Here is a 24,046-nt window from a genome sequence, read left to right as displayed (position 1 = left end):
CAAGCTTACTTCGAATGAAAACAATCCAAATTCTTGCCTTCCTGTTGCTCACGGGCACTGGTTTTAAGTGTTACAGCCAACAGGATACGATACCGGTTTATGCTGATATTTTAAAAAATACTGCATTCGATACAACTTCCATAGATTCAATATCAACCGGCCATTTCTCCGAATTTCTGATTCCCGGGAACAACGGATACATCCTGAGCAGGTTTGGCCCACGGTGGGGAAGAATGCATTACGGAACAGATATCAGGATGAACAAAGGCGATACTATTGTTGCTGTGGAAAGTGGAACCATAGTACGTTCAAGCTGGGGAACGGGATTCGGAAATATTATCATTGTTAAACATCCCAACCATATTGAAACTTATTATGGACATCTGTCAAAGTTCTTAAAAAAGAAGGGCGAGAAGGTAAAACGGGGTGAAGCTATAGCTTTAGCCGGAAGTACGGGAAATGCACAGGGAGTTCACCTGCATTTCGAAATTCATGAGAACGGAAAAGCATACGACCCTGAATTGGTTTACGATTTTAAACAGCATAAAATTAGGAATGAAGCACGGCAGGAGGAATCTCTGTCTGTGGTTCATAAGTTACTTAGACCTAAAGGCTATGCCAACAAAGTTGCTGTTCCTGAGTTTTACAGTGTTCGCGCGGGTGACTCGCTTTGGAAAATTTCACGTAAGTATAAGATATCTATCAATACAATTTGTCAATTAAACCATATTTCGGCTAATAAAGTTTTACGAATTGGGCAGCCATTGCGTTTATATTAGCTAATTGACCCGGAGAGCTCCATAGGAGTGAAAGAATTTCAGGCCATATCTGTCGGGATTATTTACATGATCCCTTTTGCTCCGAATTCCGAATGCAAAGCCCGTTATAAGTCAGCAAGAGAATGAGCAAGAGTTGAGAGGTTTTATTGTATGCTCAATACTGTTGCTCAAAACTGATTTAGATTAAAATTAATAGCTACTGATTTGATCGAAACAATATGTACGTTATTTTCTGCACTAACCTCCGGCAAGAGGGCCGTTGGACTGAAAGTATGGTAGATTGTTTAGATAATTGATCCGGAGAGTTCCATAGGAGTGAAAGAATTTTAGGTCATATCAGCCGGGATTATTTACATGATCCCTGTTACTCCGAATTCCGAATGCAAAGCCCGTTATAATTCAGCAAGAGAGTGAGCAAGAGTGGAGAGGTTTAATTGTATGCTCAATACTCTTGCTCAAAACTGATTTTAAGATAGGTGCTTTATCATTGAAAACAACATTCTGGATATTTCGTCAAGGTCAGAATAAAATTTGGCAAATTCACTTTCGGTAATAGTTCCAATATCTTTTAAATAATCGAAAATAGCAACACATTCAAAAGCTGAGCCCCTTGAGATAACATAAAAATTTCGTTTGTCTTTTTGAGTATATCTTCCGGAGCCTTCTGCTATATTCAGCATAATACTGAAGGATGCACGCCTAAGCTGATCAGTTGTGGTCCTGTCCTGCTTGTTGGAAACCAGAAAATGATTCACTTTTTTATTGAAATCTTTTGCGTGTGAATAGACAGTTAATTTTTCAAAATCAAACATTGTGTAATAATCGTTTAGGGTTGAGTCAGCAAGAGAAAGAGCAAGAGTGGAGAGGTTTAATTTATGCTCAATACTCTTGCTCAAAACTGATTTTAAGATAGGTGTTTTATCATTGAAAACAACATTCTGGATATTTCGTCAAGGTCAGAATAAAATTTGGCAAATTCACTTTCGGTAATAGTTCCAATATCTTTTAAATAATCGAAAATAGCAACACATTCAAAAGCTGAGCCCCTTGAGATAACATAAAAATTTCGTTTGTCTTTTTGAGTATATCTTCCGGAGCCTTCTGCTATATTCAGCATAATACTGAAGGATGCACGCCTAAGCTGATCAGTTGTGGTCCTGTCCTGCTTGTTGGAAACCAGAAAATGATTCACTTTTTTATTGAAATCTTTTGCGTGTGAATAGACAGTTAATTTTTCAAAATCAAACATTGTGTAATATTCGTTTAGGGTTGAGTCAGCAAGAGAAAGAGCAAGAGTGGAGAGGTTTAATTGTATACTCAATACTCTTGCTCAAAACTGTTTTAGTGATCCCGACGGGATTCGAACCCATATCGTCAGAACCGGAATCTGAAATTCTATCCATTGAACTACGGGACCAGAATGGTGGATGCAAAAATAATAATTTTACAATACATCAGTGCACATTACCGATTATGAAATGGTTATTCTAACAAAACTTAAATGAAATATGAATCGTATTGGTAAATTACTAAATTTGCCACACATCCGTTAATACATTATGTTTACTATATATCTTAAAGAGATAAAAACATTTTTCAGTGCACTGCAGGGGTACATCATTACCGGATTATTCCTGTTGTCAACCGCGCTGTTTCTATGGGTAATTCCGGGCAGCTGGAATATACCCGAAAGCGGATATGCTACGCTGAACGGTTTATTTGAACTGGCCCCCTGGTTGTTTCTGTTTTTTGTTCCTGCCATGACCATGCGCATGTTAGCCGATGAATACCGTACCGGGACCATTGAGTTAATCGTCACGCGTCCGGTATTGCCATCAAAAATAGTTGCCGGGAAATATTTAGCAGGGTTGACCCTGTTATTCATCACATTGCTGCCTACATTAATCTGGGTTTTTTCTGTGTCTGCAATGGCTTTACCGGTTGGGAATATTGATGGCGGTGCTATTTTGGGTAGTTACATCGCCTTGTTTTTGCTGGGCAGCTCATATGTTGCTATTGGCGTATTTGGATCATCGCTGACTGATAACCAGGTGGTGGCATTTCTTATAACACTCGCGCTGTCATTTTTGACCTACTCCGGTTTTAGCCTTTTGGGTTCAGCACCCGGAATAAATGCTATAACGGGTTATATGGAACAGCTTGGCATTGAATCGCATTACCTTTCCATGAGCCGTGGAGTAATAGATTCCCGCGATCTGCTCTATTTTATATCGGTGAACCTGTTTTTTCTGGTCGCTGCCAACATTTCACTTAAGCGACGAAAATGAAAAAGTTACTGAAAACCATATCGCGTTCGTGGGCAAGCCTGTTGGTATTGTTTATTGTTCTCTTGCTGGTTAACGGTGCTACCCGCACCATCTTCTTTCGTATGGATTTGACAGGTGATAAGCGCTATACGTTGGCTGATGTTACTAAAAATTATTTAAAGAAACTGGATGAACCTGTCAAGATCAGGGTTTATCTCACAGGAGATCTGAATCCCGGATTTAACAGACTGCGTCAGGCCACAGAAGATATGCTGATGGAGTTTGAAGTGTATGCTGGAAGAAATCTGACATTTTCTTTTCCGGAGCCTGGTAAAATTAAAGATCAAAACGAATATAAAAAATTGCAGAAAGAGGTTCAGGACCTGAATCTTACACCGGTAAATGTGGTGGATAAAGGCTCAAAAGGAGAAGTAAGTCAGATTCCGGTTTTCCCCTGGGCTGTCATCGAAACCAGTGGGAAGCGTTATCCTGTGCGTTTGCTGGTTAATGCCACAGGAAAAAGTGCCGAGGAAAATCTAAACACTTCTATCGAAGAACTTGAATATAATCTGATGGATGGTTTGCGGATTGTTTCTGCCAAATCAGTCCGAAAGATTGCTTTTCTGGAAGGACAGGGCGAACTGGATGAAGGTCATGTGTATGATATTACGACATCCTTAAGTCATTATTTTCAGGTGGATCGCGGAGGAATCAGTAACGATCCTTCAGTATTGGATGGCTATGATGTGTTGATCATTGCCAAACCAACACAGGAATTTGGTGAAAAAGATAAGTTTGTTATTGACCAGTACCTGATGAAAGGGGGAAAGATTATCTGGCTGGTGGATGGCGTGAAAATTTCGGTGGATAGCCTTGCAAAGGGACCTGAAACCATTGGGATATACAATAACCTGAACCTGGAAGACATGCTGTTTACCTATGGCGTTCGGGTCAATCCTACATTGGTACAGGATATGCAATGTGCATTGTATCCGATCAATTTTGCAGAGCCCGGGCAGAAGGCCGATTTTCATCCTGTGCCCTGGTATTATGCACCACTTTTATTCGGATATAAGGATCATCCCATTACACGGGGTTTGTCACCTGTAAAGTCTGAATTTTGCAGTTCCATAGATACGGTAGGTGATGGAAAATTGGTAAAAACACCTTTGCTGGTGACCAGTGGCAATTCGAATGTGTCACAGGCTCCGACGCCGGTCGATTTGCAATTGGCTGTTGCTGATGTAAAATCAGAAGACTTTAAACTGGGACCGCAAATGGTGGCCTGTCTGGTGGAAGGTAAGTTTAAATCTGTTTTTAGGAACCGTTTCGTGCCGAAAGGACTTGTTAATGCTGGTAATGAGGTGGTTAAGGAAAGTGCTCCGACTGCTATGATAGTGATTGGGGATGGTGACATTATTAAAAATGAGGTGGAAGGAAGCGGTGCAAATCAACGGATCATTCCATTGGGGTACGACAGGTTTACATCGCAAAACCTGTTCGGGAACCGCGATTTTCTGCTGAACTGTGTCAATTACCTGACTGATGATAAAGGCTGGATGGAACTAAGGGCGCGAAAGGTTACATTGCGTTTATTGTCTAAAGAAGAGGCAAATGAAGACCGGTTGAAATGGCAGCTGATAAACATTCTTTTACCACTGTTTGTACTTGTGATCGGAGGCGTATTGTTTGTTCGGATCAGGAAAAGAAAATATGCAAAACATTAAAGGTAAAGTCTGATTTCAACACGATTTCCAAAGTTTTTAACAATGCATTCTCAGTTTATAAAATTTATCTATCTTTGATAACCACAAAAAATTGAAAAACATGAAGTTTATTGTTTCAAGCTCAGCACTTTTAAGTCATCTGCAGGCAATCAGCAGGGTTATCAGTTCAAAAAATACACTGGCTATTCTGGACGATTTTTTGTTCACCTTGTCCGGTAACGAATTGAAGATAACAGCTTCTGATCTGGATACAACTATGGTAACAAGCATTCAGGTAGAATCAGCGGAAGGAGAAGGAAGCTTTGCTTCTACAGCCCGCACATTGCTCGATTACCTGAAAGAGTTTTCGGAACAACCTTTGAATTTCAATATTGATGAATCAACACTGACTATTACCAGCGATAGCGATAACTTTAAAATAGCAGCTATTGATGGTGATGAATATCCTTCATTGCCTGCTCTGGAAAGTAATCTTACGGAATTTATGATTACTGCGGAGGCACTGGTAAGAGGAATTAATAAATCAATTTTTGCAACAGCCGACGATGAGCTTCGTCCTGTAATGAACGGGATCTATTTTGATATTAATGAATCAGGTCTGACATTTGCAGCATCAGATGCGCATAAGCTGGTACGGATTACTGACAGTTCAGTGAAAGATGCTCCGGTATCTTCATTTATTCTGCCAAAGAAGCCGGCTGCGTTGTTGAAAAATGTGTTACCAAAGGAAGATGGTAATGTGCATGTAGAATTTGATTCAAAAAATGCAAGCTTCACCCTTCCGAATTACAAGCTGGTTTGCCGGTTGGTGGAAGGACGTTATCCGAATTACAACTCCGTAATTCCAAAGGATAATCCGAACAAGATGATTGTTGACCGTTCTGCTTTACTGACTACTTTAAAACGTGTAGCCGTATGTTCTAACCAGGCCAGTAACCTGATTAAAATTGAACTCGAAGCCAATAAGGCAACAATTTCTGCCCAGGACATTGATTTTTCTATCTCTGCATCAGCAGTGCTCGCATGTCAGTATTCAGGTGATGAACTGACCATAGGGTTCAAATCCAGTTTCCTTATTGAGATTCTCTCGAACATAGAAGCGGATGAGGTTGTTCTTGAATTTGCCGATTCTACACGGGCCGGAGTGATCCTTCCGTTTGAAAAGGACGAAACACAGGATCTGCTCATGTTGCTCATGCCAATGATGTTGAACGATTAATTATTTCACTAAAACATATAAAAAAGGTTTCCGCCGGGAACCTTTTTTTCTATTTATCATGCAGTTAAAACTTAAAAATCCAATTATTTTTTTCGATCTTGAAACTACCGGAATTGATATTGTAAATGACAGAATTGTAGAGATTTCGGTATTAAAGGTCAGTCCCAACGGGATGGAAGAGACAAAAACCGTACGTGTGAATCCGGGAATGCCAATTCCTAAACAGGCATCCGATATACATGGGATCACTGATGAAGACATAAAAGATGCCCCAACATTTAAAGAAGTTGGAAAGGAACTGGCGCGTTTCATAGAGGGATGTGATCTGGCAGGGTTTAACTCAAACCGTTTTGATATTCCTGTGCTGGCTGAAGAATTTTTGCGCAATGGTATTGATACTGATTTTTCAAAGCGCAAATTTGTTGATGTGCAAACTATTTTTCATAAAAAGGAACAGCGTACCCTTACAGCAGCATATAAATTTTACTGCGGCAAGGATCTGGAAGATGCTCATAGTGCAGAAGCCGACGTTACTGCAACCTATGAAGTGTTAAAGTCACAACTGGATCGGTATACAGATCTGAAAAACGATATTGAGTTTCTCTCGGCGTATTCATCATTTAACCGTAATGCCGATTTTGCCGGTCGGATCATCTATGATGAGGATGGAGACGAAATTTTCAATTTCGGTAAGCATAAGGGTAAAAAGGTAAAGGATGTTTTTTCGCGTGAACCGAGTTACTATGCCTGGATGATGAACGGAGACTTCACATTATATACTAAAAAAGTGCTGACAGCCGTTAAACTGAGAGAATTTCAAAAGTAGCGTGTTATGAAGCTGATCTGTGTTGGTAAGAATTACGCAAAACATGTAAAGGAACTGCATGGTGAAGTTCCGGAAGAACCGGTATTATTCATTAAACCTGATTCAGCCATTCTAAAAAATGGTTCAATATTCTATCTGCCGTCTTTTTCGAACGAGGTTCACCACGAAATTGAAATTCTTGTTAAGATTAATCGTTTGGGTAAAAACATTGAACAGCGGTTTGCGCATCGTTATTACGACGAAATAGGTCTCGGCATTGATTTTACAGCCCGTGATTTGCAGGCAGAACTTAAGAAAAAAGGACTACCATGGGCCAAGGCAAAATGTTTTGACGGTTCAGCACCGATCGGGGATTTTGTTCCGTTATCCAAAATCGGGGGTGATATCAACAATATTGAATTTCATCTGGAAAAAAACGGAGAAACCGTACAAAAAGGAAACACAGCAGATATGCTGTTTAAAATAGACGAACTGATCGCGTATATTTCAACGTTTTTTACGTTAAAAATTGGTGATATCATTTATACCGGAACTCCTGAGGGAGTAGGGCCGGTAAAGCCTGATGATCAATTGATTGGTTTTATTGGAGAAAAGCAACTGCTGAAAATTGGCGTTAAATAGGAAGCAAAATAATTGGGAATGAACTACGATCATTGGGGAAGGTTTCTGGCTCAGAAGGTAAATGAACATACCGGCCTGGATATCCTAAAATGGAAAAATGAAAAAAAGCATACCTGGGAAGCACTATCCTGGCCGGATTTTTATGATAAAGTAAACAAAACAGCTCTTGCATTACTTGATCTTGGTGTTAAGTCGGGAGATAATGTCGCTATTTGGGCAGAAAATATGCCACAGTGGCTGGTCGCTGATATGGCAGTATTTTCAATAAGGGCAGTAACGGTACCCTTATATGCCAACTCACCGGAGGTGCAGGCTGAATATATTCTGCACGAGACAGAATCACGCATAGTATTTGTAGGCGAAAATGAGCAGTACACCAAAATAAATGCAATCAGGGAAAAACTACCCTCCTTAAAGCAGGTTATCGTTTTTGCTGAACCGGAATCCCCTGAAGAACCGGATATGTCGTTCGAAACCTTTGTTAGTGCCGGTTCATTTGCTAATAAAGCCGAGGAGTTGGAAAAAAGGCGCAGGGATGCTTCAATGGAGGATCTGGCAACCATAATATATACATCAGGAACCACAGGTGTTCCGAAAGGCGTTATGCTGACCCATGCCAATTTTGCTGAAACGTTGCGTACGCATGAAATCCTTTTGGATATGAACTCGGGTGATACCTCAATAGCTTTTCTTCCCATGAGTCATATCTTTGAAAGAGGATGGATCTATATGTGTCTGAACCGTGGTATGACGATTTACTTTAACCACGATCCAAGGGAAATACAGACTACATTGGCAGAGGTCAGGCCTACATTTATGTGTACTGTGCCCCGGTTTTGGGAAAAGGTTTACGGTGCCGTGACTGAAAATATAAATAACGGTCCTGCCATTAAGAAAAAGATTTTTAACTGGGCTCTAAAAGTTGGGGATTCCTACTATATGAACCATAAACGGGTTAAAAAAGAACCTGGGGTGGTATTAAAACTGCAGCATGCGGTTGCAAATGCCATTGTATATTCAAAGGTTAAGAAAAAGGCAGGCCTGGAAAATGCAAAATTCTTTCCGTGTGCCGGAGCGGCTATTGCCCCCGAAGTAGCCACATTCTTTCATCGCATGGGTATCCATCTTATGATTGGATACGGATTATCTGAAACTACAGCCACTGTTACAGTAAATCGGTATTATGATTTTAACCTGGCCTCAATAGGGAAAGCAATGCCTGATCTGGAGGTTAAGGTTGGGGAGAATAATGAGATCATGGTGAAAGGCAAAACGGTAATGAAAGGGTATTATAAGAAGCCTGTTGAAACTGCCGAAGTGTTTGATGGCGAATGGTTCAAGACAGGTGATGCCGGATATTTTGGTGAAGATGGCAATCTTGTTATGACCGAACGTATAAAGGAGCTTTATAAAACAGCAACAGGTAAATATGTGGCACCTAATTATATTGAAGCCAAACTGGCGATGGATAAATACATTGAACAGATTGCCGTGTTTGGGGATCGTAAAAAATATATTATCGCGTTAATTGCACCTTCGGTTCAAGCCATAAAGGAATATGCTCAGAAAATGAATATTGCCTATGATAACCTTGAAGAGTTACTGAGCCATTCGGGAATTATAAGTTTCTTTGAGGAGCGCTTGCAGAAGATTCAGAGAGAATTTGCTCGCTTTGAACAGATAAAGAAATTTAAGCTTCTGCCATATCCGTTTACCGTTGAAACCGGTGAACTAACATCCACATTAAAATTGCGTCGTAAAATCATCTTCGAAAAGTATAAAGAGCTTATTGAAGGGATGTATGTGGATTAAGTGGTAAGTAGTTAGTTGTAAGTGATAAGTTATAAGAGTCACGTAAAACGATTTTTTGTTTACTCGTAATACCTAATTCGTATGTTGTAATTTATACGGATCCTGTCGGCGTGAATTACTCATTGTCGACTTTTTCACCTTTTCTGTAGTAATAGATCAGTCCGTAGTCGCGACATTTTTGAAGTCGCCTGTCAGGATCTTCAACTTCTGAAAAATGACCTTCCACCTCATTCCAGATAGTCAGAATAATATCATCTGCCCTGTTGCGTAATCCGGCAATATTTTCGAGGTAACGTGCCGTGTTATTCTGTAACACTTTCTGTTTATTGTAAGCGTCTCTGAATATATCGTAATGAACTTTCACATTGGCAATGGACGGAGAGTAAATCGCAGTTCCACCCTGTGATATTCTCTGGCGCTCACCTTCTATAATTTTATGACCCCAATGAATCAGTGAGTCATCCGAGCTTAAATCCGGTACTGACTTTGTATTTGGTTCAAGACCGTATAGTTCCTGATTCACAGCCTTAACCTCACCACGTATCACAGCAAGGTTCATGACCTGAATGAAATGAGAGATGTACAATCTGGCTTTTTTAATTTTTTCCTGGTACTTTAGATTTGAGGCAACCTGAAGTTCATGCGCCTGCTTGTATTCAAACAAAGCTTTTTCAAACAACGGGAGAAAAGATTTGATCTCAACAAGCGTTTTTTGAGTAAACGCAAGGTCGTACATGTCTAAAATTTCACCCTTTTGCAGAGCTCTGTGCAGAGAACGCAAGCGGGCCTGGTCTGTGTTTGGAAGTCTTCTGTATGGCATCTTGTTGATTATGAACCATAAAGAAATGAAAAAAACTGCGAATAAAAAAATATTATCATAAAAAAATAGCTATTCTCGCTCAAAAAAATAATATTTAGTAAACATTAAATTAAATATTAGCATTTGAATGTTAAGTTTTATTTGCTTAAATATGATGTGAGTGATAGTTTGAAGCAATGAATTAATTATTATTTTTATTGGTTAAATAATTATCAGAAAGTTTTTAGGCTAAGTATGGTATAAATTTTTGCTTCTTACATTAAAAAAATCCTTTCTGAACCAAACTCATAAAGAAAACGTTAATTAGGTTAAAATCAAAAAGCGTATGAACCTTCACGAATATCAAAGTAAAGAACTTCTTGCCAGAAATGGCGTACCGGTACAGTTGGGTTATGTGGCTACAAGCATGGACGAAGCCATGGATGCGGCCCAAAAAATCGAGTCAGAAACCAAAGGTGGTGTTTGGGTTATTAAAGCCCAGGTGCATGCCGGGGGAAGAGGGAAAGCCGGAGGCGTAAAAGTTGCATTTTCTCATGATGAAGTTAAGGATAAGGCTTCAGCCATCCTTGGGATGAAGATTGTGAATAACCAGACAGGGAGTGCAGGAAAGCTGGTAAGAAAGATATTGATAGCTGAAGACGTTTATTATAAAGGGAAGCAGGATCCTAAGGAATATTACATGAGCATTCTTTTGAACCGTGCAACCGGAAAAAATATTGTATTGTATTCTCCTGAAGGTGGTATGGATATTGAAGAAGTATCCGAAAAATTCCCTGAAAAGATATTTACAGAAACCGTAGAACCGGGATTTGGATTGACTGATTTTCAGGCACGAAAGATCGCCTTTAATCTCGGGCTGGAAGGAACGGCTGTAAAGGATATGATAAAGTTCGTAAAGGGACTCTACCAGACCTATGTGCAAAATGATGCCTCACTGGTTGAGATCAACCCGGTGCTGAGAACATCGGATAATCATATTGTGGCTGTGGATGCCAAAATGAGTATTGATGACAATGCCTTGTACCGCCATCCTGATCTTGAAGCTATGATGGACAAGGATGAGGAAGATCCTGCTGAACTTGAAGCAGCAGAACACAGTCTGAACTTTGTGAAGCTGGATGGCAATGTTGGATGTATGGTAAACGGGGCCGGTCTGGCTATGGCAACTATGGACGCAATTAAACTTTCAGGCGGTGAGCCGGCCAACTTTCTTGATGTTGGAGGAGGAGCCAATGCTGAACGTGTGGAAGCCGGTCTTCGTATTATATTAAAGGATCCGAATGTGAAAATTGTACTGATCAACATATTTGGTGGTATTGTTCGTTGCGACCGTGTGGCAAATGGTGTGGTTCAGGCATATAAAAACCTTGGTGATATTGCTGTTCCTATGGTGGTTCGTTTGCAGGGAACCAATGCTGAAGAAGGTGCTGCCATTATTCAGGAAAGCGGCTTAAAGGTTCATGGTGTGACAACCATTGATGAAGCAACTGAAAAAATTAAGGAGTTATTATAGGTTAATTGAAACAATTTTTAATCATTGCTAAAGAACTGGCAAAATTATTTGAGATGGTTTTGTCAGTTCTTGTTTTTATTTTATATTTGCACCCGCCAAAGGGCAAATGAAACAGAAAAGTATTACTTAAAGATATTATATTGCGGGGTAGAGCAGTTGGTAGCTCGTCGGGCTCATAACCCGGAGGTCGCAGGTTCGAGTCCTGTCCCCGCTACTACAAACCCTCGAAAACAACGTTTTCGGGGGTTTTTTTGTTTGCCGTGTTTTGGTCGCAGGTTCCCCCGAGGCATCGGGGCTGTCCCCGCTACTAAAAAAACAGTGTGAGTGTGAAGAGCCAAAGCGATGAACACTACACAGTTTTTTGTTTGGACCTGATCAAACCGCTCTCACACTTGGACTCGATCTTTTCTTAAACTCGCTTCCTTTCCAATCACTAATCAGAATGTGTTAAATGAATAATCTGATAAATGGAAGCGGAATTTGATATTTACTGCTGAATCCAGTTGCTGAATAATAGCTTCATTTTTAAATCCAAATCCATTCCATTTGTAACTGATGATCATTTGATTTGCTGAATTTTTAAAACGTTCCAGAATAATTAATCGATTACTAATACTATCAACCTTGAAGTCAACAATTGGATTTCCAACTTTGGATCCAAGCCATTTAGGATAGATGTAATCTTTAGAAATATTATATACGAATATCCGGTTCTCTTCAATATTTTGATAGCGTGTTTTCTTCAATACTCCTACTATTAATTCAGGTCTTTGATCCTCATCAACATCCATTATCTCAAGTTTCCATGGAAATAAGCCGGTGTGACTGTCTATCGATGGTCTTAAGAATTCATTTTTAAGAGTAGCGTATGGAAAGATGGCTAATCTTGAGATGTTGAGCGAAGTATCTTTAACTATGGCATAAATAAAAGCAGTATCCCTTTCTGTATTTAATACAGCATCTGATAAAACAAAGGAGGAATCCTGCATTGAAAACGTTGTTATTTTGTGGTCATAATAACAATCAATTTTGTTTTGGAAGACGTTGAAATGTACACCATCTGACATTAATTCTTTTAGAGGTTTTTCTGCGGAATAGTTGATCTCATAAGCTGCGTTCTTTTTACTGATTTTAACATCGAATGGATTAGATAATCTGTTTAAGCGTTTAATTATTTCTTCAGATGTTTTTTCTTCTGCGGGTTCCGGCCGACAGTTATTTATCCAAACCGGTATAAGTTCAGGAACCATAATTTGACCATTGTGAAACTGACATCGAAAAATAGCACTCTGCCTTTGCTCGTTTTTAGAATTGTCAAATACAAAGTTCCCCAAACTATAGAGTATGAGCTTCCCTCGGTAGTTTTCAATGGACTGCAGTACATGTGGATGATGTCCTAGTACAAGGTCTGCCCCGGCATCAACTACAGCATGGGCCAGTTCTACCTGTCTTTCTGTTGGGAGAGTTTGGTTTTCATTTCCCCAGTGAAAGGAGATGATGATGTTATCTACAACCGTATTGTATTTGGTGATAAGTTTGCAAAGTTTTTCAGTTTGACCATATGCCGGATAAACAGAATGCTCATTGAAAACGGTACCTTCAAGGAGGAAATCCAGAATGGCAAAAAATGCAAATGTTTCACCGTTCTTTTCTATAAGTACCGGCTCAAATGCTTCCTTCTGATCAGAACCTGCACCTACCGGAAGGATCGATGCTTTTTGCAGATTTTTCATGGTTTTCAATAATCCCGGTTTGCCATAGTCAATTGTATGGTTATTGGCAACCGAAGCAACATTGAATCCCGCATATGCAAGGCCATTTATAAAGTCCGGGTCTGCTCTAAATGAATATCTTTTGTTGATTGCATAACCTTCGTCTGGATTTGCAACAGGACATTCCATGTTAAAAAAAGCAATATCGTTTTGAGAAATGAGCCTTCTTGTTCCTTCAAATGGATAGAATGTGCCTTTATCTTCAATAACTTTTCGAACTTCCCGATCCAGTAAAATATCTCCTACCGCACAAAATCTGACCTGCGAAAAGGATGTCCAGTATACGCATGACAGCAATAAAATAAGTGTATTTTTAGCAGCCGGTTTCATAATATATGATTCGCCATCCAGGTTCTTTTGATGATTCCGGGATATCCATCTTTTCAGGTTTATATAAAGGTGTTAAAAATCGTTCTACAGGCATGTTCGATTTGTAATTAATCCAGGAAGGTTGATCCGGTTCTTCCCTGTTTTCAATAAGTTTCTGCCATTTTTCATCAGTTAACCGGTCCGTGGCAGGCCATTCAAATTCATAATAGGAAAAGATGGCTCCACGGGTCAATTTTAATTTGCCTTCTATGTCTACAATAACATACATTGCCTGTGCACGACCCACACCAACCTCAAGTGCTTTATCAGCAGCGGTGTGAACATCTGCTATTACAGGCATGCTTTTATCCGGACCGTCAACCTCCCACCATTCATAGGCACCCTCGGATAATATGCGTAACGTTAAATTATCCAGAAGTGATCCGAACTTCTGAATTTGTTCGTATTCCTCCAGGCTGATTTTATCCTTGTTGTTTTCTTTCTCAGATATCGTGCTCAAAAAGATGAGAAGCTCCATTAATTCAGAACCCGTATATTCCAACCTGTAGTTCAGCATATCACGTTCCTTCAATCCGGCTGTTGTAAATTTTATCAGCGAAAGCATCCTGTCATAAAACTCTGTGTTTGGTTCTACATATCCTTTGGGAGGTTCAGGTATCCATATTGTCAATTCCTCTCCACCGCTTCCACATTCAGCCGCGGAACTTTGTTTGGCATACAATATGGTATTATGGCGTAATTCTGCCCAGCTTGCCATGGCTGTGTTTAATGTTTTAATTTTCCAACCTTCAGTGGTCATGAAAAACGGCTGATTGTCCTTGCTCTTAATATCGTATAACGCTTTTAAATTATATAACCAGTAATAATAAAGGTTCTGTGTCCAGTCATTTTTAGTATAGTTATTTGTCTCTTTTATTATCTGAGCTAAAGTATCAGGGTATCCCGGAAAATCTTCCCACGATGCTTTAAAATCATTCAGCATTAAGGCTTTTGCCGTTGTATTTCCGAAGCCAGCCATAATATCCATTCCGTTAGGCATAGCTCTTTTTCTTGCATCAGTTAATCGGTGAAATATATAGGAGTCAGGGATAAAACGCTGCCCCATTAAACGAAACTGTTTACCCTGTTTTGCTTCAGTTCCATGACCAGAAATTTTTTCGAAAGGAAGGTCTATAAAAAGTTGATTCAACTTTTCTGAGTTCGCAAAACTATTAATATCTGTGTTATCCGTGAACTGGTTATCCATTTTGAGCTTCATTTCCACCGGACCGGTATCATCTGATAATCCTACATAAAAAACGGTTGGCTCGTAAATTTCATTCCACAGCTGGATTAATTTGCCATGTTCATATGAGGTATTGTAAAGGGCTGAAGTTATCAGCATGCTCCCAAGTAATTCTCTTTTATATTTTAAGGAAAACCCTGCATTACCTAACCACATCATAGCCATAAAATAATTTTCAAGGGCTTTACTTCTGGTATAATGGCCCCTGGGAATGTAAAGGCTGTAATCCATATTTCTTCCAAAAAATTCTGAACCTTTCCACGGCACATGATTTTTACAGTTTTCAATTTCCTTCATAACAAGGTCTTTGTATCGACCCTGAATTTCCGTTTCGCCTTCGGATATGAAGTATTTACAGACCCCTAAATACGCCAGATCGTAATCTATGGCATCAAGTATTTCAGAATTGTTTGTTTGAAGTTTTAATTGCCCCAGTTCGATTATTAACAAGTTAATAAGTTTTTCAAGCCGCCCGGTCAGGTATTTGGTTTCAATGGTTCGCAGACTCATATCAAAATAAAGGTGATATAATTGTAGTACTGCATCCGTCGTTATGAAGCTGGGAATTCCCAAGTAATCATTGTTTTCATAAATATAGAAAAGCTGGTCCCTGTTTGTTGGTGTTGCCAAAAATCCATTCTCGCGGAGTTTCTTTTTTTCATATGCATTAAAAGAAGGGTATTGAAAGGTATTGTAAATATTCTCAATGTTAACTTCTTTTGAATCACTGGTGGTTATGTAATCTTTTTCTTTGAGCTGATTTTCCCGTAAACCTATTAAATTAACATTATAACGATCAATATCGGATAAATCAGACTGTTTATATTCCTGATTTGGTTTATACCACGGTTGTTTCATGAAATATGCATGGAGCTCGTAAGTTTTAAACGGACGTCCATATTTAGCAAAGATTGAATTGCGCAATAACCATAATTCGCTTACCGTTTTATTTTCAATGCCTTCTGTTGTGAGTTTAGTTTCAGGTGCTAATATAGACTGGCTACTGCATAGCAGGATGTTGACGAAAAAAAGAATGATAAGAAACCGGCTTTTCATTTGTGGGATATTTTAAGGTTAGAATTCATAAAAGGATTAAAACGGCAGATATACGCCAATAGAGTACATTAAAAAGATGGGATTATCATTGGATTCAAAGGTCCAGTCCTGGTTTTCCGGATCAAGACTGTAAGCCAGACCGATCTGACAAGTGAACCATCTTCTGGCCCGGTAAACATATGTGGCAGTAAGTGCAGAGTTTTCTGCCAGAAATACGTTCCGGCGAAAATTGCTGCTATATGTACTGTATCCCTGGTGAATATACTGAAACGAAATACATGAGCTTCTGATCCCTGGCTGAAGGTGATAATTTATCCCCCCACCATAACCGAATAATCCACCTCCAAGCTGAATGCCGATTCGGTCGGTAGCGCGCTGTTCTACATCCACACCAATTAACGATCCGCCACCCTGTAAAATGCCAATGGTTATAATAGTGTTCTCACTTTTTCCTGACGGAGAAGCAGAAAAGGAATGTAAACTAATGGTAATTAAAATGCACAACAACAAAATCTTTTTCATAACAGGTAAAAAATTATGCATGTAAATTTAATCAAAAATACTATGGAATGGTATATAGTTCACCAAAAAGTCAAATGAGATTCTATTTATCCAGTCCATTTAACGCCGCCGGAATCATACGGTTTACAATGACGGTGTGAAGGTGGGTTTTTCTAATTAAGCATTAATAAATGCTCAAACTCCGTCTTATATCTTATGTCTAGAGCTATTGCTTTATTCCCCTCAATTACATATCTTTAAGACGCCATTTTTAATACACAACATTAATGATTTGTTCCTTAAGGAACCTTCTGCATTGGACAAAGCTTAAATAATGATCTGAAATTATAATTAGAGCTTGCTTTTTAGTGTTCTGTTGGAGTGTGCATATCCGGAATATGAATACAAATGAAATACATGGAGAATGATAAAATAGCTATAAGAACCGAAAATCTGATGAAGAAATTCGGTGAGAGAATTGCTGTAAACAGTATAAACATCGAGATCAAACAAGGTGAGATTTTTTCTTTACTTGGAGAGAACGGGGCAGGAAAGACTACGACAATTAAGATGCTGTGTTGTTTGTCTCGGCCCACGTCAGGAAGAGCCTCGGTTATGGATTTTGGTATTACGGAAAATCCGTTAAAAATAAAACATATTATTGGCGTTTCTCCCCAGGAAAATGCGATAGCTGGTCATCTGAGCTCCCGGGAGAATCTCCAGTTGATGGGTGGCGTTTTCGGTCTTAACAAAGATGAATCGAAAAAGAGAGCCAGGGACTTAATGCAGTTGCTTGAACTTGAGGACAGGAAAGATCAGGCCAGAAAATTATCGGGAGGATTACAGCGTAGATTGAGCATCGCCATGGCGTTAATTTCAGATCCCGAAATACTTTTTCTTGATGAACCTACTTTGGGGCTTGATCCTCATGCAAGAAAATCAGTCTGGAATTATATTGAAAAACTGAAGAATGAAAAAACCATTTTATTAACAACACACTATCTGGAAGAGGCTGATGCATTGGCTGATCATATAGCCATAATGAATAAAGGGAATATTATCGCCAAAGGAACTTCACATGAATTAAAGCAGAAATATATTAAAAACAATTCAATAAAAATTTCCGGCAAAAACATAAATGATGAAACGATAAATGCCCTAAAAAATAAAGGAATGGATGTGAATTTAATATCATCGGGAATAGAGATAGAATCAAAAGAACCGGATATTTATGCTATAGTAGATCTTTTAAGACAAAATAAAGTAATAATTACAGGGATACAAATGATGGAGCCAACTTTAGAAGATGTATTCCTTCATCTGACAGGAGAGGAGGTAAACGTATGAAATTCTATAGTCTTGCAAGGAGAAATATAAAAGAGATATATCGTGATCCGGTATCCATTTTACTGGGTCTTGTAATGCCGATCGCCCTGCTGATTCTTTTCTCTTCCATTTATAAGAGTGCACAGGCAGAGATGTTTGCTCCTCAAAGATTAACGCCAGGAATTACGATTTTTAGTTTTGCCTTTTTAATCATGTTCTCAGCTATATTGCTTGCAAAAGACAGGCAGAGCGCTTTTTTGATGAGGCTTTTTGCTGCACCCTTAAAACCGTCTGATTTTATAATGTCGTACATGTTACCGTTTGTACCACTGGCAATTTTGCAAATCGTTGTATGTTTTATAGTTGGAGTATTTCTTGGTGCTACCTTCAGCAATATTTTTGTATCCTTTCTAATTATCCTTTTAATTGCAACTATATGCATCAGCCTTGGCACAATGATCGGTGCATTGTTTACAGTCAATCAGGTATCAGGTGTGGGTGCTTTGCTCATTACAGCCATCAGTCTGTTTTCCGGAGCATGGACGCCACTGAAACAAATTGGTGGCACTTTTGAAGCTATTGGTTATTCGCTTCCTTTTGCACATGGTGTTGATGCATCCATAGCATTGCTCAAGGGTTCTGATTTTGCAGAGATATCGCATAATTTTTATATTGTGTTAATATATGCCGTTTCAACATTCTTACTAGCCATTTTGTCCTTTACATGGAAGATGAAAAGAGCTTAATACAACAGGAAATAATACATTATAAAGATTTTCTGAATTAAGTGGCACCTCCGGAACCAGGCGTCTTGTTCTAAGTTGAGACAATGTAAAACAGGAGGGACGTAATAGCTTTATTCATGGAACAGTTTTTCCAGATTATCCACAAGGCATGAAAAAAGTTTATAAAAGCGAAGTTACTGAGGGATTAAAATGCACAAATGGTATAAAACCTGAGATAATTGCGGAAAATGATTTAGCGCATTTACCCTCGGTTGTAAAAAAATGTTTAAAGCTTGCGGGTGTCGTCGGTAAGGAAAAAATAGTCAACGTCAGGTTTAATTGTAAAGGCAGGATCAGATCCAAACCCGGTGATAGCTGGATGAATTTTAAATCCGAGCAGTATGATTTTTTTGACCCACCAAGACGGGTATTTTATATTAAAGCCCATAAAATGGGTATTCCGGCCACAGGAATTCATTTATATAAAAATGTGGAGGCATCGATGGTTGTTAAAATTGCCGGACTATTTAAAGTGGTGGATGCGAAAGGGCCTGAAATGAATCAGGGAGAAACAGTAACGGTCTTTAATGATATGTGCCTGATAGCACCCGCAACATTAATTGATAAACGTATTGAATGGGAAACTATTGATCCGCTATCAGTGAGGGCTAACTATAAAAACGGAGATATACAAATATCTGCTACGTTACAATTTAATGAGTCAGGAGAGTTGATTAACTTTATCAGCAATGATAGATTTGAAACAGCAGATGGCAAAACATATATGAATTATCCCTGGTCAACTCCATTCGCAGAGTACAAGGATTTTAACGGAAACCGGGTTGGAACGAAAGCGTCTACAATTTATCATAAACCAGACTCGGATTTTTGTTATGGAGAATTTGAACTGACAGAGGTTGAATATAACTGTAAGGAATTATAAAATAGTAAAAGTCCCGTGCTCCTCAGTTAAAAGGTTAGTAAGGGCATCTCTTGAAGTCCACTATTCTCGTGTTGTCCCTGTTTTTTCGATAACACTTTCCAGGGAACAGAGAATTCTACCTGCCTGTTATCTTTTTGAGCATGTGTTCTACAGAAACAGAGCACAGATTCCGGAATTCCCGATGCACAACAAAATCAATTTTCCTGGGATATATAATTTCTAGTTGAGCCACCCGTTCAAAACATTCTTTGGCAATTCCATATATGTAATCTGTGTGCAGCTGAAATAATCACTGGATAATCTGTTTATTTTCATTGTCTTGTGTTACATTTTCTGCATGGTTTTTTCCTGCCGGATAATCAATTGAGTGGCCATTTATTTTTATGAAGACCAAATAACCAGTGTAGTAAGATCGACATGGGTTTGTTATTCAAACTTATTTTCAATGATATAGTAATGAGATGCTTATGGCATATTATTGGGGCTTAATTTAAAAACCTATTAATTATGCGAAAGTTTCTACTCATTTTATTCCTTTTGGGAATAATTTCTTATGGTGCGAATGCTGATAATGAAAACACAGATGCAGGTGCCAGTAAACCAACGATAGCGGGTCGGATTGTAGACGAACAGAACCTGCCTTTGCCAGGCGCTTCGGTATTTATAGAGTCGATAAATAAAGGTTCAATTTCAGATGTGAACGGATTCTATCGTTTGACAGTTGCCAAAGAAGGTGACTACACCGTGTCGGTATCATACATTGGCTTTAAATCCCAGTCTAAAGATGTTAAAGTGACAGGGGGAGAAACAGTTACCCTGGACTTTGAAATGGAGGCGGGAATAAACATGGAAGAATTGGTTGTAAACAGTTCTCTGCAGGGACAATCAAAAGCTATGAACCAACAAAAAAACAGTGTAAATATTACCAATGTTATATCGTCCGATCAGGTGACCAGGTTTCCTGATGCCAATATTGGTGATGCATTAAAACGAATTCCTGGTATTAATGTCCAATACGATCAGGGAGAGGCTCGTTTTGGTAATATTCGGGGTACGGCTCCTGAATATAATTCTGTAACTATTAATGGTGATCGTATCCCTTCTGCAGAAGCTGAAACACGTTCTATTCAGCTTGACCTGATTCCATCGGATATGATTCAGATGGTAGAAGTAAATAAGGTTGTTACACCAGATATGGACGCAGACGCCATCGGCGGATCTGTTAATCTTGTGACTAAGAGTTCTCCTTATAAACGTCGTATTTCTGGTACTGTAGGTAGTGGATATAACTTTTTATCAAATAAGGCTGACGGTAATTTTTCTTTGGTTTACGGCGACAGATTTTTAAAAGATAAATTAGGTATGGTGCTTTCCGGTTCATACCAGAATATTCATTTAGGATCTGATAACATAGAAGGTGAATGGGAAAAGGGTGATGGTATGAGTTACATGACCGATTTTCAAGTTCGTACCTATAATGTGCAACGCGAACGCCAAAGTTATTCTGCTTCATTCGATTATAACTTTAACGCGAATCATAAAATAGAACTTAAAGGGATTTATAATCATCGCAAAGACTGGGAAAACAGATACAGGTTGCGCTTTAAAGATATTGAGTATAATGATGATGATGGTGTTTGGGAAGCAGAAATGCGTCGACAGACAAAGGCTGGTACCGGAGATAATAAATATGCCCGTCTGGAGGATCAGAAAGCCATGGATTTTTCTTTAAATGGGGAACATCATTTTGGGGCAGCAGAATTAAAATGGAAAGGTTCCTATGCGAAAGCCTCGGAAGACAGGCCCAATGAAAGATATATTGCGTACCGTTATAAAGGAACTGTTATTAATCCGGATCTTTCAAATACCAATAAACCGGTTTATAATATTGTAACGCCCGAGGCAAAGGACTTAAACAGTGAATGGGGATTGAAAGAGTTGACAGAACAGCATCAGTATACAGATGATGTGGATAAAAACTTTAAAATGGATTTCTCTCTTCCGCTCATGGATGGTAAATATAAAAACAGACTAAAATTTGGAGCAAGCTACAAAGGAAAGGAGAAGAAACGTGATAATGATTTTTACGAATATGAGCCGGATGATGAGGATGCATTTAATGCCGGTTCGTTTCAGAATCTGGTTGACGTGACGAAAGATAATTTCCTTGCGGGAGATCAGTATCAGGCCGGGAGTTTTATTTCGAAGGAATATTTGGGTGGTATTGATTTTAATTCGGGTTTTACAAAAACACAGGTTCTTGAAGAACTGGCTGGTAACTTTAATGCCAAAGAAAATGTATTTGCAGGTTATATTAGATATGATCAGAGTATTGGCAAAAAACTGGACATGATAGCTGGTTTGCGCATGGAAGCAACGAATCTTGAATATACAGGCAGGGAGCTTAAGGTTGATACTGAAGGGGATGAAACGTTGACGGTAACAGGGCCTATGACCGATAACTATATGAATATTCTACCAAGTATTATAGGAAAATACTCTTTCAGAAAAAATACGATGCTGAAATTCGCGTGGACCAATACAATTGCCCGTCCTAAATATTTTGACCTGGTTCCGCATGTTCAGATTAACCTAGAAGATATGGAAGCTGAAATCGGAAATCCAGAACTAGTGCCTACAACATCCATGAATTTCGATGTGATGTTTGAACACTATTACAAAAGCATCGGAGAGATATCTGCCGGTGTTTTCTATAAAAGCATTACAAATTTTATAGTTACTCAGGAATCACGCGACTATGAATATGCCGGAAATATATACGATAAGTTTTACCAGCCGCTAAATGCGGGAGATGCAAATCTTTATGGTATTGAGTTGTCTTTCCAGAGACAGTTTGATTTTCTTCCGGGATTTTTGAAGCAGACAGGTTTTTATGCCAATTACACGTACAATCATTCAAAAGTTAAAAACTTTAACCTCGAAGGCCGTGAGAATGAAGATGTAAAATTACCTGGTACTCCTGATAACACACTTAATGCTTCTCTTTATTACGAAGGGAAGAAGCTAACTTTAAGGGCATCGTTTAATTATGCAGATGCGTTTATTGATGAGATGGGAGATGAAGCATTTTATGACAGGTACTACGATAAAGTAACTTATCTGGACTTCAATGCAAATTATTCGATCAATAAGAAACTTAACGTATTCTTTGAGGCAAATAACCTTTTGAATCAGCCGCTGAGATATTATCAGGGAACTTCTGAATATATGATGCAGGAAGAATATTATGGGCCTAAAATATTTTTAGGTATTAAATTTGATATTTGATAATTTTATATGAATTAACAGGGCCTGCATTGCAGGCCCTGAATTTTAAAAAGTCTCTATGAAGCATTTTAACTACGTAATTATAACAGGTCTTGGGATATTCCTTTTTTCATGTAACCGACCGAGTGAAGGTTCCCGGAAAGCAGGAGAGCATATTAAAAATGTTGTTTCTGCAACAGATGAGACCACTCCGGTTCCGGAAGGTAAAAACGAAGATTCCGCTGATGATCCGGCTATTTGGATCAACCGAAAAAATCCGGGAAAGTCAATAATTGTTGGAACCGATAAAAAAGGTGGTATGGCAACATATAACATGGAAGGTGATCAACTTTACTATCTGGCCTCCGGTAAAATGAACAACTGTGATATCAGACAGGGTTATCCGCTGAATGGCGATACTGTAGACATTGTTGCAGCATCCAACAGGTCTTTTCAAACCATATCATTATACCGTATTTACGAGGACGGGAAACTTGATACTATTCATGCACGCATGATACAATCACAGATGAAGAATGAAGTTTATGGCTTGTGTATGTACCAAAGCAGGATATCAGGCAAATTCTACGTGTTTGTTAACAGCAAAGCCGGTGAAGTGGAGCAATGGGAGTTGTTTAATGCAGGTGACAGGATCGATGCCCGATTGGTACGCGCTTTTTCGGTAGGAACCCAAACGGAAGGGATGGTGACTGATGATGAAAATGCTCTGCTGTATTTGGGTGAAGAGCAGGCTGGAATCTGGAAATTCAATGCAGAACCGGAAGGATCAACAAAGGGATCATTTGTGATGAATAGCTCTGAAGATAACAACAACATTAAATATGACATAGAAGGATTGGCCATATATGATTCAGGGAATGGGAAAGGCCTTCTGCTGGCATCGTCGCAGGGAAATTATTCTTATGCTGTATTTGAAAGGCAGGATAGTAATAAATATCTGGGTAGTTTCAGAATTGTTGATGGTGAAGTTGATGGTGTGGAAGAAACAGATGGCATTGATATTAGTGCTGTTCCAATGGGAACGAAATATCCCAAAGGCATTCTGGTGGTTCAGGATGGATACAATTATGACGGGCGAAAAAAGATGAGCCAGAATTATAAATACATTTCAATGGATAGTGTACTGAACCTTTTTAACTAACACCATAATCTTGATTTTAGGTACTTGGGGGACACATTGTGCGTCCCCTTTTTATTGCGTCAATGTTATATTGAATTAATAACATTCAGTTGGTC

General features: G+C 38.9%; 19 protein-coding genes and 2 tRNA genes. 14 read left to right on the top strand and 7 right to left on the bottom strand.

Annotation, left to right across the window (positions count from 1 at the left end):
- Positions 1-14: 14 nt before the first annotated feature.
- Positions 15-779, top strand: a complete 765-nt coding sequence (locus ACE01N_RS00900) for a peptidoglycan DD-metalloendopeptidase family protein (protein WP_380583892.1) — start codon at positions 15-17, stop codon at positions 777-779.
- A gap of 467 nt (positions 780-1,246) precedes the next feature.
- Here the strand turns inward: ACE01N_RS00900 and ACE01N_RS00895 are convergent, their stop codons facing one another.
- The 3 genes from ACE01N_RS00895 to ACE01N_RS00885 all read right to left on the bottom strand — a co-directional run bounded on the left by ACE01N_RS00895 (position 1,247) and on the right by ACE01N_RS00885 (position 2,196).
- Positions 1,247-1,675 (bottom strand): four helix bundle protein, encoded by a 429-nt coding sequence (locus tag ACE01N_RS00895; protein WP_380583890.1) that lies wholly within the window; start codon positions 1,673-1,675, stop codon positions 1,247-1,249.
- An 8-nt stretch (positions 1,676-1,683) separates the two neighbouring features.
- Positions 1,684-2,028 carry a four helix bundle protein gene (locus tag ACE01N_RS00890; protein ID WP_380583888.1) on the bottom strand — a complete coding sequence of 115 codons (345 nt, stop codon included), beginning with the start codon at positions 2,026-2,028 and terminating at the stop codon, positions 1,684-1,686.
- A 96-nt stretch (positions 2,029-2,124) separates the two neighbouring features.
- Positions 2,125-2,196 (bottom strand) — tRNA-Arg (locus ACE01N_RS00885).
- Positions 2,197-2,338: 142 nt separating this feature from the next.
- Here ACE01N_RS00885 and gldF point away from each other — a divergent pair.
- The 6 genes from gldF (at position 2,339) to ACE01N_RS00855 (ending at position 9,251) form a co-directional block, all read left to right on the top strand.
- A complete protein-coding gene (gene gldF, locus ACE01N_RS00880; protein WP_380583886.1) occupies positions 2,339-3,067 on the top strand; it encodes a gliding motility-associated ABC transporter permease subunit GldF in 729 nt (242 codons plus the stop codon).
- The gene (gene gldG, locus ACE01N_RS00875) at positions 3,064-4,773 is read left to right on the top strand and encodes a gliding motility-associated ABC transporter substrate-binding protein GldG (protein WP_380583884.1); all 1,710 of its coding nucleotides are present in this window, start codon (positions 3,064-3,066) and stop codon (positions 4,771-4,773) included. The genes gldF and gldG overlap by 4 nt, the downstream gene beginning before the upstream one ends.
- A gap of 100 nt (positions 4,774-4,873) precedes the next feature.
- Positions 4,874-5,992: a DNA polymerase III subunit beta gene (gene dnaN / locus ACE01N_RS00870; RefSeq protein ID WP_375729330.1), complete on the top strand. Its 1,119-nt coding sequence runs from the start codon at positions 4,874-4,876 to the stop codon at positions 5,990-5,992.
- 58 nt (positions 5,993-6,050) lie between these two features.
- On the top strand, positions 6,051-6,818 hold the full coding sequence (locus tag ACE01N_RS00865; protein ID WP_380583882.1) for an exonuclease domain-containing protein: 768 nt from the start codon (positions 6,051-6,053) through the stop codon (positions 6,816-6,818).
- 6 nt (positions 6,819-6,824) lie between these two features.
- Positions 6,825-7,439: a fumarylacetoacetate hydrolase family protein gene (locus tag ACE01N_RS00860; RefSeq protein ID WP_380583880.1), complete on the top strand. Its 615-nt coding sequence runs from the start codon at positions 6,825-6,827 to the stop codon at positions 7,437-7,439.
- Between the two features lie 18 nt (positions 7,440-7,457).
- Positions 7,458-9,251, top strand: coding sequence for an AMP-dependent synthetase/ligase (locus ACE01N_RS00855; protein WP_380583878.1), 1,794 nt, complete (start codon positions 7,458-7,460; stop codon positions 9,249-9,251).
- A 115-nt stretch (positions 9,252-9,366) separates the two neighbouring features.
- Here the strand turns inward: ACE01N_RS00855 and ACE01N_RS00850 are convergent, their stop codons facing one another.
- On the bottom strand, positions 9,367-10,071 hold the full coding sequence (locus ACE01N_RS00850; protein ID WP_380583876.1) for a hypothetical protein: 705 nt from the start codon (positions 10,069-10,071) through the stop codon (positions 9,367-9,369).
- Positions 10,072-10,396: 325 nt separating this feature from the next.
- Between ACE01N_RS00850 and sucC the strand changes: the two genes are divergently transcribed.
- Together sucC and ACE01N_RS00840 are read left to right on the top strand one after the other, a co-directional pair.
- Entirely contained in the window at positions 10,397-11,584 is a 1,188-nt protein-coding gene (gene sucC / locus ACE01N_RS00845) for an ADP-forming succinate--CoA ligase subunit beta (RefSeq protein ID WP_380583874.1), read from the top strand.
- A 141-nt stretch (positions 11,585-11,725) separates the two neighbouring features.
- Positions 11,726-11,798 (top strand) — tRNA-Met (locus ACE01N_RS00840).
- 223 nt (positions 11,799-12,021) lie between these two features.
- Here the strand turns inward: ACE01N_RS00840 and ACE01N_RS00835 are convergent.
- From ACE01N_RS00835 to ACE01N_RS00825, 3 genes are read right to left on the bottom strand one after another with little or no spacing between them, the layout of a single operon-like run.
- Positions 12,022-13,686, bottom strand: a complete 1,665-nt coding sequence (locus tag ACE01N_RS00835) for a CapA family protein (RefSeq protein WP_380583872.1) — start codon at positions 13,684-13,686, stop codon at positions 12,022-12,024.
- Positions 13,670-16,027 carry a DUF3160 domain-containing protein gene (locus ACE01N_RS00830; protein ID WP_380583870.1) on the bottom strand — a complete coding sequence of 786 codons (2,358 nt, stop codon included), beginning with the start codon at positions 16,025-16,027 and terminating at the stop codon, positions 13,670-13,672. The genes ACE01N_RS00835 and ACE01N_RS00830 overlap by 17 nt, the downstream gene beginning before the upstream one ends.
- A gap of 36 nt (positions 16,028-16,063) precedes the next feature.
- Entirely contained in the window at positions 16,064-16,549 is a 486-nt protein-coding gene (locus tag ACE01N_RS00825; RefSeq protein ID WP_380583868.1) for a hypothetical protein, read from the bottom strand.
- A gap of 396 nt (positions 16,550-16,945) precedes the next feature.
- Between ACE01N_RS00825 and ACE01N_RS00820 the strand changes: the two genes are divergently transcribed.
- The 5 genes from ACE01N_RS00820 to ACE01N_RS00800 all read left to right on the top strand — a co-directional run bounded on the left by ACE01N_RS00820 (position 16,946) and on the right by ACE01N_RS00800 (position 23,951).
- Positions 16,946-17,875: an ABC transporter ATP-binding protein gene (locus ACE01N_RS00820; RefSeq protein WP_380583866.1), complete on the top strand. Its 930-nt coding sequence runs from the start codon at positions 16,946-16,948 to the stop codon at positions 17,873-17,875.
- On the top strand, positions 17,872-18,600 hold the full coding sequence (locus ACE01N_RS00815; RefSeq protein ID WP_380583864.1) for an ABC transporter permease: 729 nt from the start codon (positions 17,872-17,874) through the stop codon (positions 18,598-18,600). Before ACE01N_RS00820 ends, ACE01N_RS00815 begins: the two co-directional genes overlap by 4 nt.
- A 148-nt stretch (positions 18,601-18,748) precedes the next feature.
- Positions 18,749-19,522: a DUF6544 family protein gene (locus ACE01N_RS00810; RefSeq protein ID WP_380583862.1), complete on the top strand. Its 774-nt coding sequence runs from the start codon at positions 18,749-18,751 to the stop codon at positions 19,520-19,522.
- Positions 19,523-20,029: 507 nt separating this feature from the next.
- A complete protein-coding gene (locus ACE01N_RS00805) occupies positions 20,030-22,810 on the top strand; it encodes a TonB-dependent receptor (RefSeq protein ID WP_380583860.1) in 2,781 nt (926 codons plus the stop codon).
- A 58-nt stretch (positions 22,811-22,868) separates the two neighbouring features.
- Complete coding sequence (locus tag ACE01N_RS00800; RefSeq protein ID WP_380583858.1) at positions 22,869-23,951, top strand: phytase; 1,083 nt, start codon at positions 22,869-22,871, stop codon at positions 23,949-23,951.
- The last annotated feature ends 95 nt before the right edge of the window (positions 23,952-24,046 follow it).

Origin of the sequence: Quyinboa ferrireducens (assembly GCF_042436675.1) — a bacterium.
Taxonomy (GTDB): domain Bacteria; phylum Bacteroidota; class Bacteroidia; order Bacteroidales; family UBA5342; genus JBHJHP01.
Note: the sequence above shows the minus strand (reverse complement) of the source record. Positions and strands in the feature narration are given on the sequence as shown.